The following is a 14,356-nucleotide window of genomic DNA, read 5'->3' as shown; positions in this document are numbered from 1 at the left end:
CTGCTAGACTGGCGTCCGTGGAGCAGGGTTGATGATGCAGACGCAGGATAAAGTCACCGACGGGCAGCTTTCGGACGAGCAGAGCCGCGAGATCGCGGAGACCATTCGCGAGGAGCTCGCCAGGCGCCGGATTTCCCGGCAGGCGTTGGCCGAGCAGGCCAAGCTCAGCCTGTCGACATTGGAGAAGGTGCTCGGTGGCCGGCGGCCGTTCACGCTGGCAACGACGGTGCGGCTGGAGCAGGCGCTGGGCGTCTCCTTGCGTAAAAGCGCCGCCGTGGTGACGCCTCCGGCCGCAAACGATGTCGCGCCCGACAGCCTCGGCTCCTATGCGCATCGCGCGGTGACCTGGCTCGAGGACGTCTACATCACGCTGCGGCCGTCCTTCGGCGACAAGGACGCGATCTTCGCCTATCGCACCGAGATCGTCTGGGAGCCGAAGGTGTCTTCACTGGTGTTCCGCGAGGGCGAGCGAACCGATGCCGCCTATGAGCACACCGGCGAGGTTGCGGTGCCGCATCAGTCCGGCTTCATCTATCTCGTCATCATCAAGCACGGCCAGCATCGCGTGATCACGGTGTCGCGGCCGACGGTTGCCGGCGAGATGTACGGCATCATCTCGACGCTTCGCGCCGGATCCGGCTCGCAACTGACGCCGATCGCGGCGCCGATCGCCTATGTGCCGCTCCGCAACGTCGCGAAGCCGTCGCTGGGACGGGTTGGCCCCGACGATGCCAACCACGCATTGTATGGAAAGCATCTGCGCCGCACGGTGGAGGAATCGTTCGCGTTGTTTCTGTCGGTATAGTCCGCGAGAAAGAGTCCGGAATGGCGTCGCGTGCGTCTATAAGGGAACATGCAGGACGTGCCCGCACCATACGGCGGTGAATCTCCGCTGTTCTCCATCATCATCCCGCTGGAACATCACCGCGGGCAGTGGGAGCTGTCCTGGCTCGGCTGGACGTCGCAGACCGCCGACAAATCGCTTTACGAAATCATCCTGGTGGTGCCGCCTGATTTCAAGGCACTCAACGAGCTGAAGGCGTTGGCCGGCGGCAAAGCGCGCCTCGAATTCACCAATTCGGACCATGACATCGGGCTCTGCGCCTTCGGCGCCGCCAAGGCCCGCGGCAAATATCTGTTCTTCACGGAATCGCATTGCCGGCCCGAGCCTGACGTGATGGAGGCCTGCATCCGCGCGATCGACGCGCGTCCCGACTGGGCTGGGTTCTCCTGCCAGTCGGTGCCGATCTGCCATAACCGGTTGTCCGAGGCGGAGGCCGCCATGTACCAGGCCGACATCGAGTTCGGCATGAAGCAGCATCCCTGGCGCAAGGTGCTGGACCAGTGCTTCGTGACGCGGCGCGACGTCTATTGGGACTGCGGCGGCCTGCGCGAGGAGCTCGGCCATTTCGCCGAATGGGTGCTCGCCGCCGCGTATCACGCGAGGGGCCATACGATCGGCTATCTCGAGGAGGCGCGCTTCCATCATTACTATATCGGCGAAATCGGCGAGCTGAAGACATTCACGCTCGATTTCGTACGGGGCGAGATCCGCTATCTCAGCGAAGCGCGCAACGATCCCGGCAGCGAACTGCTCGACATTCCGATCGAATGGAGCAGCCGCGGCGATTTCAACGTCGCGCTGGCGCGTAGCGCCCTTGCTGCACGGATGCGCGCCGGCCGCGTGACCGACGAAGGCCTGCAGGCGATCGGGCGTTGGGGCGCGATCGCACTGGCCGGCGACCGCCTTGCGCTTGGTCTTGCACGTTTGTCGGCGGGCTATGCGCGCTGCAGTCTGACCGTGCTCACCATGGGCGGCTCTCGCGGCAGCATCGCGCGCTGGCTGAAGCGCTATATCGCCGCGCTGATCCACTGTCAGCGCCTCTATTGTATCCGTGGCATTCGGGAGAGCCTTGGCGGAGCTGCGCAGAATCTCGGCGATCAGATGGTCGCAGAGGCCGGCTTCCATGCCTGGGAGGTCTGGCAGGGCCGCAGCTTCCGCTGGAGCGAGCCGGAAGCCGCCTTGCTGATCGAGGCGCCGCCTGGGCGCACCATCATTCGCATCGCGTCGCCGGAGATTCGCGGGCCGCTGGATCGGATCGGCGTGCAGTTCTATCTCGACGGCGTGCGCGTTGCGGATGCCGCGACCGCGATCGACGCGGGTGCCTTCGTTCTTCAGCTCGATCTGCCGCCGTCGGGCAGGACGATCCTGGCATGGGCATGTCCGCGCTTTGCGGCCATCGATGACCCGCGCCGGCTCGGCCTGCCGGTCGCGGGGATCGACGTCAGTGCAGGCGAAGACGTCAGCTGCACGTCTCCGCCCGTTGCTGCGATGCGTGGCTAGCCGCCCGTTTCGGCGCTGATGATGTCGCCGAACAGCTCCCACTGGCCCTTCTTGAACCGCCACATCTTGAGCTGCTCGATCGGCGCGAAGTCCGTGGCCGAGGTGTTGATCTTGATCCCCGGGATCAGCGTATCAGGGACGAAGTCCTTGAGGCTCGCGGCCTGCTTCATCACGTTCTCACGGGTCAGATTGTCACCCGACTGCTTCAGCACCTGCACCATCGTCTGGGCTGCGGCATAGGCGTACACCAGATTAGCGTCCGAGATGTTCGCACCGGGCATGTACTTGTCGATGAAGGTCATGAACTTCTTCATGCCCTCGTCGTCTTTCCACTGCGGATCCGACGCATCCTTCAGATAGCCGGCCGACAGCACGCCCTCGGATGCCTCGAGGCCGGCCGGCTTCATCACCGCGCCGATCGACACCGAGACGTCGGTCATCAGGTGCATCGGCTTCCACTCCAGCTCCGCGATCTTCTTGATCGCCTGGGCCGCGAATTTCGGGGTTGCGATGTTCACGAAGACATCGGCGCCGGTGCCCTTGAGCTTGACGATGTGGGCGTCGATCGACGGCTCCGAGGTCTCGTAGCTCTCTTCGGCCACGATCAGCTTCGACGCCTTGTCGCCGAATACGTCCTTGATGCCGGCGAGGTAGTCCTTGCCGAAATCGTCGTTGGCATAGAAGATCGCGACCTTCGCGTCCGGCTTCTCCTTCAGAATGTATTTTGCGAAGATCTGTGCCTCGACCCGGTAGCTGGGCTGGAAGCCCATGGTACAGGGGAAGCCCTTCGGGTCGTTCCACTTGCTGGCGCCGGTGGCGAGGAAGAGCTGCGGCACCTTCTTGGAGTTGTGATATTTCTGCACGGCGGTCTGGGTCGGCGTGCCCAGCGCGTTGAAGACCAGGAAGACCTCGTCGCTCTCGATCAGCTTGCGGATCTGCTCCACGGTCTTCGGCGGCGAATAGCCGTCATCATAGGAGATCCAGTTGATCTTGCGGCCGTTGATGCCGCCCTGGTCGTTGATCATCTTGAAATAGGCTTCCTCGGTCTTGCCGATGATGCCGTAGGCGGAGGCGGGACCGGAATAGGCCTCGACATTGCCGATCTTGATCTCGGTGTCGGTGACGCCGGTGTCGTACGCCTTTTGCGCATACGCGGACGGGGTCGCAACCAGGGTCAACGCCGTCGCTGCGGCAAGCAGGGAGAGTTTCTTGTTCATGAAAATTCCTTGGGGTTTTCTTTGCGGTTTCTTCTGGGTTGGAGCAGGCACGTCAGAAACGAAGAAGCGCCCGCAAGGGGCGCTTTGATCAGGCATTGGCGACTTTCTTGTCGACTTCGGACGCCACCGAGAATTCTTTCCGCAAGGTCGGCTTGTGGATCTTGCCGGTGGCGTTGCGCGGCAGCGCATCGACGAAGCGCACCTGTCGCGGGCATTTGAAGCGCGCGAGATTGGCCGCGCAATGGGCGAAGACATCTGCCTCAGTAAGCCGCTGACCGGGCTTGGCCGCGACGATGGCGAGGCCTACCTCGCCCCATTGCGGATCGGGAATGCCGATCACGGCGGCCTCCGCGATCGCGCTTAGCTGATGCAGGACGTTCTCGACCTCGGCCGGATAGACGTTCTCGCCGCCCGAGATGTACATGTCCTTCCAGCGGTCGACGATATAGTAAAAGCCTTCCTCGTCGATGCGCGTCGCATCGCCGGTGTGCAGCCAGCCGTCGGTGAAGGACGTCTTGTTCGCCTCCGGCCGGTTCCAGTAGCCCGGCGTGATGTTCGGGCCCTTGACCCAGAGCTCGCCGAGTTCGCCGACATCGGCATCGCTGCCGTCGGGTCGCACGATCCGCACCTCCGTGTGCAGCACCGGCTTGCCGGCGGAGCCGGCCTTGCGTGCCGCATCCTCGCGATCCAGCACCAGCACGGCCGGCGAGGTTTCGGTCATGCCGTAGCCCTGCTGCAGCGCGACGCCGCGCGCCTCCCAGACTTTGAGCAGCGGCACCGGCATCGGCGCGCCGCCGACACCGCAGACGATCAACCGGGTCAAGTCAGTCGTCGCGAAGGCCGGATGCTGCGCCATGAACTGGTAGATCGCGGGCACGCCGAAGAACACGTTGATGCCCTGCGCGGGATCGTTGATCAGGCCGAGCGCCGTGCCGGGATCGAAGGCGCGCATGATCATCACGGTGCCGCCGGCATGCAGCACCGGGTTGGTGTAGCAATTGAGCCCGCCGGTGTGGAACAGCGGCAGCACGGTCAGCAGCACCGAGGATGGCCCGATGCAGGCGGGGCCGCCGAGATTGACGCAATTCCAGAACGTCATGCCATGGGTGATGGTCGCGCCCTTCGGATGCCCCGTCGTGCCCGACGTGTACATGATGGTCGAGACGTCATCGAGCGTGACTTCTTCCGTGCGGTCGAGAGGTTTTGCTGCGGCGATGCCGGCCTCGTAGGCGGCGCCTGGGCCAAGCAGCAGGCTGGTCGCGATACCGCAGAGCTTTGCGACCGCGAGCGCCGTCTCGGCCAGATCAGTGTCATGGATCATCACCTTCGGCGCGCAGTCGCCGGTGATGAACTGGAGCTCGGGAACGGTGAGGCGGGTGTTCAGAGGAACGAAGACCGCGCCGAGCCGGCCGCAGGCGAACTGCACCTCCAGCGTATCGGTCGTGTTCAGCGCCAGCACCGCGACGCGGTCGCCGCGCGACACCTTGAGCGCGTCACGGAGAAATCCGGCCAGGCGCGAGACGCGGGCGTCGAGCTGCGAATATGTGAAGCGGCGCGCGCTCGCGAGGTCTATCACCGCGACCTTATCAGGCGTGCGGCGGCTGTGATGGACGATCCAGTCGTAATAACGAACGGCCAAAAATCCCTCCCTCGGCGGTCTTGTGCCGCCTGCGTCCCTATTGCCGGGCAACATCCCGGCGTGGCCCTGGAGCCAGCCGGAGTTTGTGCGCCACGTCTTTTTTTGACCCGGAGTTGGCCTGTGAGCGGCGAAAATCGTCTTGCGTTGAGTTGCTAGGCATGGGCTACGCATGGAGCGTTCCCCCGGTCAGCCACTCTGCGCAAGTGAACGGCAGATGTTCCAGCCATGGTGGCCAACACGAATCCGCCAGCAGGGCGAGACGACGATGAAGAGCCCGTTCTATACCGCCGAGCACGACGCCTTCCGCGAGGTGATGCGCCGCTTTGTCGAGAAGGAGATCACGCCCTTTGCCTATGAATGGGACGAGGCCGGCGAATTTCCCCGCGTGCTCTATCGCAAGGCGGCCGAGATCGGCCTGTTGGGGCTCGGATTCCCCGAGGAATATGGCGGGATCGCCGCCGACCAGTTCATGAAGATCGTCGCGAGCCAGGAATTGGCGCGCGCGGGGGCCGGCGGGGTCAGCGCCAGCCTGATGAGCCACACCATCGGCTCGCCGCCGATCGCGCGGGCGGCACGCCCGGAAGTGAAGGCGCGCGTGCTGCCGCAAGTGCTGTCGGGCGAGAAGATCTCCGCGTTGGCGATCACCGAGCCGGGCGGCGGCTCGGACGTCGCGAACCTTCGCACCAGGGCGCGGCGCGATGGCGATCACTACGTCGTGACCGGCGAGAAGACCTTCATCACCTCGGGCGTGCGCGCCGATTATCTGACCGTTGCGGTGCGTACAGGCGGCGAGGGCGCGGGCGGCGTCAGCCTGCTCCTGGTCGAGGGCGACACGCCCGGCCTGTCCAGGACAAAACTGAAGAAGATGGGCTGGTGGGCCTCCGACACCGCGACGCTGCATTTCGACGAATGCCGCGTGCCGGCCGAAAATCTGATCGGCGAGGAAGGCCAGGGCTTCAAGATCATCATGCGGAATTTCAACAGCGAGCGCATGGGCATGGCGGCGGGCTGCACCGCCTTCGCGCGGGTCTGCCTCGACGAGGCGATCGCCTATGCCAAGGAGCGCAAGACCTTCGGCAAGCCACTCGCCCAGCATCAGGTCATCCGGCACAAGATCGTCGACATGGCGCAGAAGGTCGCGGCGTCCCAGGCGATGCTCGAAATGCTGGCCTGGCGGCTGGAGCAGGGCGAGAGTCCGGTCGCCGAGATCTGCATGATGAAGAACCAGGCGACGCAGACCATGGCGTTCTGCGCCTCGGAAGCCGTGCAGATCTTCGGCGGGGCCGGCTTCATGCGCGGCATCAAGGCCGAGCGCATCTACCGAGAGGTCAAGGTCAACGCCATCGGCGGCGGCACCGAGGAGATCATGAAGGATCTGGCCAGCCGGCAGATGGGGTTGTGATGCACGCTGTCATTCCGGGGCGCGCGCAGCGCGAGCCCGGAATCCATCGTGCCGCAGATGTCTTAGAGGAATGGATTCCAGGTTCATCGCTGCGCGATGCCCCGGAATGACGAAGGGGAAGAAATGCTATTCACCGCCGACCACGACGACATCCGTCGTTCCCTGCAAAAATTCATCGCCAACGAGATCAATCCTCATGTCGATGAATGGGAGAAGGCCGACATCTTCCCGGCGCACGAGCTGTTCAAGAAGATGGGCAGCCTCGGCTTCCTCGGATTGAACAAGCCGGTCGAGTTCGGCGGCTCGGGCCTCGATTATTCCTACGCCCTGATGATGGCGGAGGAGCTGGGCGCCATCACCTGCGGCGGCGTGCCGATGGCGATCGGGGTGCAGACCGACATGGCGACGCCGGCGCTGGCGCGGTTCGGCTCGGACGAGGTGCGGCGCGAATTCCTGGCGCCCTCGATCGCCGGCGATTTTGTTGCATGCATCGGCGTCTCCGAGCCCGGCGCCGGCTCTGACGTCGCCTCGATCAAGACCAACGCGCGCTCTGACGGCGATGACTACGTCATCGACGGCGGCAAGATGTGGATCACCAACGGCACCCAGGCCGACTGGATCTGCCTGCTCGCCAACACCGGCGATGGGCCGGTTCACCGCAACAAGTCGTTGATCTGTGTGCCCATGAAGAGCAAGGGCGTCACGGTGGCGCGCAAGCTGGATAAGATGGGCATGCGCTCGTCGGACACTGCGCAGATCTTCTTCGACAATGTCCGCGTGCCCAAGTGCAACCGGATCGGTGAGGAGGGCAAGGGCTTTACCTACCAGATGATCCAGTTCCAGGAGGAACGGCTCTGGGGCGCGGCGGCCTGCCTGAAGGCGCATGAATACATCATCGACGAGACCATCGAGTACACCCGCAACCGCAAGGCGTTCGGGAAGTCGATCCTCGACAACCAGGTCGTGCACTTCAAGCTCGCGGAGATGCAGACCGAGGTCGAACTGTTGCGCGCGCTGATCTATCGTGCCGCCGAGCAACTCGTGGCCGGCGAGGACGTGACCAGGCTTGCGACCATGGCCAAGCTGAAAGCCGGCCGGCTCGGTCGCGAGCTCACCGACGCCTGCTTGCAATATTGGGGCGGAATGGGCTTTACCAACGAGACGCCGGTCAGCCGTGCCTATCGCGACAGCCGCCTGACATCGATCGGCGGCGGTGCCGACGAGGTCATGCTGATGGTCCTGTGCAAGATGATGGGCACGCTGCCGGGGAGTAAGGGAAACGCCTGATGATCACGCTCTATCACTGCGACGCCGCGCGCTCGTTCCGTCCGCTCTGGATGCTGGAGGAGATGGGGCTTCCGTATGAATTGAAGATGCTGCCGTTTCCGCCGCGGGTCTTCGCCAAGGAGTACCTTGCGCTCAATCCGCTCGGCACCATTCCCTTCATGGTCGACGGCGAGACGAAGATGACCGAGTCCTCCGGCATCTGCCACTATCTCGGCATCAAGCACGGGCCGACGCCGTTGATGGTCGGCCCCGAAGATCCCGCCTATGGCGCGTTCCTGAACTGGATGTATTTCAGCGATGCCACGTTAACCTTCCCGCAGACGCTGGTGCTCCGATACACCCAACTCGAGCCCGAAGAGCGCCGCAATCCGCAGGTCGCCGGGGACTATGCAAAATGGTTCCTGGGGCGTCTGCGTGCGGTCGAGGCGGCGACGGCGAATGCCGAAACATTGTGCGCAGGCCGCTTCACCGCCGCTGACATTGTCATCGGCTACGCGCTCCGGCTCGCCGACAATATCGGACTCGCCAAGGATTTCGGGCCAAATGTCGCAGCCTATTGGGCGCGGCTGCAGCAGCGCGACGGATTCAAGCGCGCGGTCGCTGCGGAGCAGAAGGCCGGCGTCGAGCAGAATGTTGCGCCGCGCGTGAGGGCGTAAGGGAAGCTGTCATTCCGGGGGCGATGCGAAGCGTCGAACCCGGAATCGCGCGCAGCAATCTCCAGGTTCCGATTTCGGTCCGGCGGACCGCCCCGGAACGATAACGCATGTTTCCATGACAGCGCTATCGCGCCGTGACAGCGCCCAAATTTCCGCTAAGGTGACCTCCGTCCGCAGCGGCCAAAGAGCCGCGCGAGGAGGATCCCAATGGAAGATAACGGTCGCGAATCCGACCATCTGATGCTGATCACGCCGGAGCGGGTATTCTATGCCGGCCTGCTCGGCCGCCCCCGCAAGCGCACCCCCGGCTGCTGCCACGTCTATGTCGCGGTGAAGGGCGGCCTGCATCTGACGATCGACGACGTTCTCGCCACCGGCGAGCTGTTCGTGACCCTGCCGAACCAGCGGCATTCCATCGCCAGCGATTACCGCACTGCAATCAGCGTGACGCTCGAGCCGGAAAGCATGCCGGACGGCGTGATCGAGGCCCTGGCCGAGCGGCTGACCGGACCCGACCGGGCCGTCTATGCCCGCAAGATCCTTGCCGCCTACGCCCTGCTGCGCCAGCGCCGCTATGGCGACATCACCACCGCCGAATTCGACGAGATGTGCTTTGGCGAGGCGTTGCCGCGTCGCGTGCTCGATCCGCGCGTGATGCGCGCCGTCGCCCGCATCGGTCGCTTCTCCGGCGAGCCGGTGACGGCGGATACGTGCGCAGCCGAAGCGGGCCTCTCGGCCTCGCGCTTCCTGCATCTGTTCAAGGAGGAGACCGGCATCTCCTTCCGCTCCTTCCGCGCCTGGAAGCGCGCGCGGCATTTGCTGCACTTCGCCAACCAGGACCTCAACCTCGCCCACCTCGCGCAGGACATCGGCTATCCCGACTCGACCCATTTCAGCCATTCGATCCGGCGCTTCTATGGATTGAAACCGCGCGCGATCTTCGTCGGTTCGCGCGACCTTGCGATCTACCGCAGTACCGAGACGGTGCGGCTCGCAGAAGCGAGTTGACATCGTCTTTCGTAGGGTGGGTTAGCGAAGCGTAACCCACCACTTCTGTCTCCGCAGAAACCAAAGAGGTGGGTTACGCCTTCGGCTAACCCACCCTACAACTCGCCTTTTTCCAGCTTCTCCGCGCAAGAAGCCGCATGCCGCTCATCACATGATCGCAAGCGTTGAATTCTCAACGTGCGAGACATTTTTGGCATGAGCGACAAGGCCGTCATCACCTGCGCGCTGAACGGCGTGCTCACCGACCCGAAGCAGCACAACGTGCCTGTGACGCCCGAGCAGATGGCGCGCGAAGCCAAGGCTGCGTTCGATGCCGGCGCCAGCATCATGCACATCCATCTGCGCCAGCAGGCGCCGGACAAGGGACATCTGCCGTCCTGGGACGTGAGTGTCAGCAAGGAGATTCAGCAGGCGATCCGCGAGGCCTGCCCCGGCGTCATCATCAATCACACCTCGGGCGTCTCAGGGCCGAACTACAGCGGCGCGCTCGACTGCATCCGCGAGACCAGGCCCGAGATCGCGGCCTGCAACGCCGGCTCGCTGAACTACCTGAAGGTCAAGGCCGACAACACCTGGGCGTGGCCGCCGATGATGTTCGACAACGCGGTCGAGAAGGTGAAAGACTATCTCGACGTCATGAACGCGGTCGGGACCATCCCCGAGTTCGAATGTTTCGACGTCGGCATCGTCCGCTGCGTCGGCATGTACCATCAGGTCGGCATGTACAAAGGTCCTCTCGAATATAATTTCGTGATGGGCGTTGCCTCCGGCATGCCGTCCGATCCCGATCTCTTGCCGATCCTGATCAAGCTGAAACGGCCCGAGGCGCATTTCCAGGTCACCGCGATCGGCCGCGAGGAGATCTGGCCGCTGCACCAGCGCTGCGCCGAGCTCGGCGGCCATCTCCGCACCGGTCTGGAGGACGCCTTCTATCTCGCCGACGGCAAGAAGGTGACCTCGAACGGCCAGTTGATCGAGGCCATCGCCGCCTGCGCCCGCCGTGCGGGCCGCGAAATCGCAAGCCCCGCCGAGGCGCGGAAGATCTTTGGGACGAATCGGTAAGTACACATCGTCATTCCGGGATGGCCGAAGGCCAGGCCCGGCATCCATAACCACGATCCGGAGTATGGATTCCGGGCTCGCGCTACGCGCGCCCCGGAATGACGGGCAGGAGTTTTGATGTCCATTCTCGACAACACCATTTCCCCCGGCAGCGCCGCCTACCACGCCAACCGCGACGGCATGCTCGGCCTGATCGACCGCATGCGCGCGCTGGAGGAGCGCACGCGTGCGGCGTCGGCGGCGGCAAAGGATCGCTTCCACAAGCGCGGCCAGCTGCTGCCGCGCGAACGCGTCGCGCTGGTGCTCGATCCCGGTGCGCCCTTCATCGAGCTGTCGACGCTCGCCGGCTACATGTTCGACGTGCCGGATGCAAACAAGAGCGTGCCGGGCGGCGGCGTCATCGCCGGTATCGGCTTCGTCTCGGGCGTCCGCTGCATGGTCAGCGCCAATGACGCCGGCATCGATGCGGGCGCGCTCCAACCTTACGGCCTCGACAAGACGCTGCGGGTGCAGGAGCTCGCGCTGGAGAACAAGCTGCCTTACGTCCAGCTCGTCGAAAGCGCCGGAGCCAATCTGCTGCGCTACCGGGTCGAGGACTTTGTCCGTGGCGGCAACATCTTTCGCAATCTCGCGCGGCTCTCGGCTGCCGGGCTGCCGGTCGTCACCGTCACGCACGGTTCGTCGACCGCGGGCGGCGCCTACCAGACCGGCCTGTCCGACTACATCGTCATGGTGCGTGGCCGCACCCGCGCCTTCCTTGCGGGGCCGCCGCTGCTGAAGGCCGCGACAGGCGAGATCGCGACCGAGGAAGAGCTCGGCGGCGCCGAGATGCACACCCAGGTCTCCGGCCTCGGCGATTACCTCGCGGAGGATGACCGCGATGCGCTGCGCATCGCGCGCGAGATCATGGCGGCGCTGGAATGGGAGCGGCCGGGCCGGGCGGCTCCGCAGTTCAAGCCGCCGCGCTACGACCAGGACGAGCTGCTCGGCATCATGCCGATGGACCACAAGCGCACGGTCGACATGAAGCAGGTGATCGCGCGCATCGTCGACGATTCCGACTTCACCGAGATGGCGCCCAATTACGGCCCCGCCACCGTCTGCGGCCATGCCCGCATCGAGGGCCACGCGATCGGCATCATCACCAACAACGGCCCGCTCGATCCCGCCGGCGCCAACAAGGCGACGCACTTCATCCAGGCCTGCTGCCAGACCCGGACGCCGCTGCTCTATCTCAACAACACCACCGGCTACATGGTCGGCAAGGCCTATGAAGAAGCCGGCATGATCAAGCACGGCTCCAAGATGATCCAGGCTGTCACGTCTGCGACGGTGCCGCAGATCACCATCTATTGCGGCGCCTCGTTCGGCGCCGGCAATTACGGCATGTGCGGACGCGGCTTCCATCCGCGCTTCTGCTTCTCCTGGCCCAACGCCAAGACCGCTGTGATGGGCGGCGAGCAGGCGGCGGAAACCATGGCGATCGTGACCGAGGCTGCCGCCGCGCGCCGCGGCAAGCCGGTCGAGAAAGAAAAGCTCGACGCGATGAAGGCGCAGATCATCGGCGTGTTCGACGTCCAGATGGACGTGTTCTCGACCAGCGCGCGCGTGCTCGACGACGGCGTAATTGATCCGCGCGACACCCGCGCGGTGCTGTCCGAGGTGCTCGCGATCTGCCGCGAAGGCGATACGCGCACGCCCCAGCGCATGCAATTCTCGGTGGCCCGCCCATGAGGAACGGATCAGTGCAGCACCGACCGTTCTTCAAGGTTTTGGTTGCCAATCGCGGCGAGATCGCGCTGCGCGTAATGCGCAGCGCGCGGCAGCTCGGCCTCGGCGTCATTGCGGTCTATTCGGATGCCGATCGCGATGCGCTCCATGTGCGGCAGGCCGACCAGGCCGTGCGCATCGGCGAAGCCCTGCCGGCGCAATCCTACCTCAATATTCCCGCGATCATCGCCGCGGCCAAGGTGAGCGGCGCGGATGCCGTCCATCCCGGCTATGGCTTCCTCGCCGAGAACGAGGACTTTGCGCAAGCGTGCAAGGAGGCCGGCCTCGTCTTCATCGGCCCCTCGCCGCAGGCGATCGAGGCGATGGGCAACAAGGCCGGCGCCAAGGAGATCATGAAGAAGGCCGGCGTGCCCTGCGTGCCCGGCTATCAGGGCGCCGACCAAGGCGACGAGGTCATGCTTGCGGAAGCCAGGAAGATCGGCTTCCCTGTGATGATCAAGGCGGTCGCGGGCGGCGGCGGACGTGGCATGCGGCTCGTCAACGATGCTGCATCCTTCGCCGATGCGTTGCGCAGTGCGCGGTCGGAGGCAAACGCCGCCTTTGGCGATCCCACGGTCATCCTCGAACGCGCCATCCAGAATCCCCGCCACATCGAGATCCAGGTGTTCGGCGACAGCCACGGCAACGCTATCCATCTCGGCGAGCGCGACTGCTCGGTGCAGCGGCGGCACCAAAAGCTGATCGAGGAGGCACCGTCGCCGGCGGTCACGCCCGCGTTGCGCGCGAAAATGGGCGAGGTCGCGGTCGCCGCGGTCAAGGCGCTGCGCTATGAGGGCGCCGGCACGCTGGAATTTTTACTCGACGCAAGCGGCGAGTTCTACTTCATGGAGATGAACACGCGGCTCCAGGTCGAGCATCCCGTCACCGAGGCGATCACCGGGCTCGATCTCGTCGAGCTGCAGCTGCGTGTCGCGCGCGGCGAGCCATTGCCGGTGAAGCAGCAGGACATCAAGTTCTCAGGCCACGCCATCGAGGTGCGGCTGTGCTCGGAAGATGCCGCGCAGGATTTCATGCCGCAGTCCGGCCGCATGGCGTGCTGGCAGGTGCCTGACAGCGTCCGCGTCGAGCACGCGCTGCAATCGGGCGCGGAGATCCCACCGTTCTACGATTCCATGATCGCCAAGGTGATCAGCCATGGCGCGACACGGGAGGAGGCGAGGGGGCGGCTGATCGTCGGCCTGGAGCAACTTACTGCGTTTGGCGTGACCACCAACCAGGCGTTCCTGATGTCCTGCCTGCGCCATCCCGGATTTGCCGGGGGCGAGGCGACGACAGCTTTCATCGGCGCACATCGCGACGAACTGTTGGCGCCGGCGAATGCTGCATTCGATACGGCGCTGGCGGGCCTGCTGCTCTATGTCACCAATCCGCAGGCTCCGTCCTGGCGCAGCGGACGAAGCCTGGCGGCAACATTCCCGCTGCCGGCGAAAGTCGAGATCGCCGGCCACCCTCACGAGCTCGAAATCACGCGTGAGCGTGATGGCGGCTACATCGTCGCCGCCGACGGCCGTCAGGACAAGTTCGAGATCGACCAGCTCGATCCCGACGCCATCCGCTTCCGCCACGACGGCGTGATGGACAGCGCAAAATTCCTGCGCGACGGCGGCCGGCTCTACCTCCAGCATCGCGGCATCCCGCTTGCGGTCACCGATCTCACCCTCGCCGCGCCAAAGGCGGCTGCGAGCAATGGCGGCGATGGCAAAGTCCGCGCCGCCATGAACGGCCGCGTCGTCGCCGTGCTGGTCAAGCCCGGCGACCGCGTCGCCGCCGGCCAACCGGTGATGACCTTGGAAGCAATGAAGATGGAGCACGTCCACAAGGCCGGCATCGACGGCGTGGTCGCCGCGATCGACGTCGCCGAAGGCGAGCAGGTCACCACGGGCAGGATCGTGGCGGAGATCGGGGCGGGGTAGCGCGGTGAACGCGGTGCCGTAGGGTGGGCAAAGGCGC

The 14,356-nt window shown here is 64.8% G+C and carries 11 protein-coding genes; 9 read left to right on the top strand and 2 right to left on the bottom strand.

What is annotated here, in order from left to right:
- The first annotated feature begins 34 nt into the window (after positions 1–34).
- Together ACKWRH_RS44540 and ACKWRH_RS44535 are read left to right on the top strand one after the other, a co-directional pair.
- On the top strand, positions 35–805 hold the full coding sequence (locus ACKWRH_RS44540) for a helix-turn-helix transcriptional regulator (protein ID WP_445222590.1): 771 nt from the start codon (positions 35–37) through the stop codon (positions 803–805).
- Positions 806–853: 48 nt separating this feature from the next.
- The gene (locus tag ACKWRH_RS44535) at positions 854–2,344 is read left to right on the top strand and encodes a glycosyltransferase family 2 protein (protein ID WP_445218712.1); all 1,491 of its coding nucleotides are present in this window, start codon (positions 854–856) and stop codon (positions 2,342–2,344) included.
- Here ACKWRH_RS44535 and ACKWRH_RS44530 read toward each other — a convergent pair.
- Both ACKWRH_RS44530 and ACKWRH_RS44525 read right to left on the bottom strand, forming a co-directional pair.
- Positions 2,341–3,561 (bottom strand): ABC transporter substrate-binding protein, encoded by a 1,221-nt coding sequence (locus tag ACKWRH_RS44530; RefSeq protein WP_445218711.1) that lies wholly within the window; start codon positions 3,559–3,561, stop codon positions 2,341–2,343. The genes ACKWRH_RS44535 and ACKWRH_RS44530 overlap by 4 nt on opposite strands.
- Positions 3,562–3,649: 88 nt before the next feature.
- Positions 3,650–5,200: an acyl-CoA synthetase gene (locus ACKWRH_RS44525; RefSeq protein WP_445218710.1), complete on the bottom strand. Its 1,551-nt coding sequence runs from the start codon at positions 5,198–5,200 to the stop codon at positions 3,650–3,652.
- 265 nt (positions 5,201–5,465) lie between these two features.
- On the opposite strand from ACKWRH_RS44525, the gene ACKWRH_RS44520 reads away from it, so the two are divergent.
- From ACKWRH_RS44520 to ACKWRH_RS44490, 7 genes are all read left to right on the top strand, one after another.
- Entirely contained in the window at positions 5,466–6,602 is a 1,137-nt protein-coding gene (locus ACKWRH_RS44520) for an acyl-CoA dehydrogenase family protein (protein WP_445218709.1), read from the top strand.
- Between the two features lie 123 nt (positions 6,603–6,725).
- Positions 6,726–7,889, top strand: a complete 1,164-nt coding sequence (locus ACKWRH_RS44515) for an acyl-CoA dehydrogenase family protein (RefSeq protein WP_445218708.1) — start codon at positions 6,726–6,728, stop codon at positions 7,887–7,889.
- The gene (locus ACKWRH_RS44510; protein ID WP_445218707.1) at positions 7,889–8,545 is read left to right on the top strand and encodes a glutathione S-transferase family protein; all 657 of its coding nucleotides are present in this window, start codon (positions 7,889–7,891) and stop codon (positions 8,543–8,545) included. The genes ACKWRH_RS44515 and ACKWRH_RS44510 overlap by 1 nt, the downstream gene beginning before the upstream one ends.
- Positions 8,546–8,752: 207 nt before the next feature.
- On the top strand, positions 8,753–9,553 hold the full coding sequence (locus ACKWRH_RS44505; RefSeq protein WP_028155242.1) for a helix-turn-helix domain-containing protein: 801 nt from the start codon (positions 8,753–8,755) through the stop codon (positions 9,551–9,553).
- Positions 9,554–9,748: 195 nt separating this feature from the next.
- On the top strand, positions 9,749–10,615 hold the full coding sequence (locus ACKWRH_RS44500) for a 3-keto-5-aminohexanoate cleavage protein (protein ID WP_028155241.1): 867 nt from the start codon (positions 9,749–9,751) through the stop codon (positions 10,613–10,615).
- A gap of 117 nt (positions 10,616–10,732) precedes the next feature.
- Positions 10,733–12,349, top strand: a complete 1,617-nt coding sequence (locus ACKWRH_RS44495; RefSeq protein WP_445218706.1) for an acyl-CoA carboxylase subunit beta — start codon at positions 10,733–10,735, stop codon at positions 12,347–12,349.
- A complete protein-coding gene (locus ACKWRH_RS44490) occupies positions 12,346–14,319 on the top strand; it encodes an acetyl-CoA carboxylase biotin carboxylase subunit (protein ID WP_445218705.1) in 1,974 nt (657 codons plus the stop codon). The genes ACKWRH_RS44495 and ACKWRH_RS44490 overlap by 4 nt, the downstream gene beginning before the upstream one ends.
- Positions 14,320–14,356: the final 37 nt, after the last annotated feature.

It is taken from the genome of Bradyrhizobium sp. Pa8 (assembly GCF_052588265.1).
This window is presented reverse-complemented; position numbering and strand designations above follow the sequence as displayed.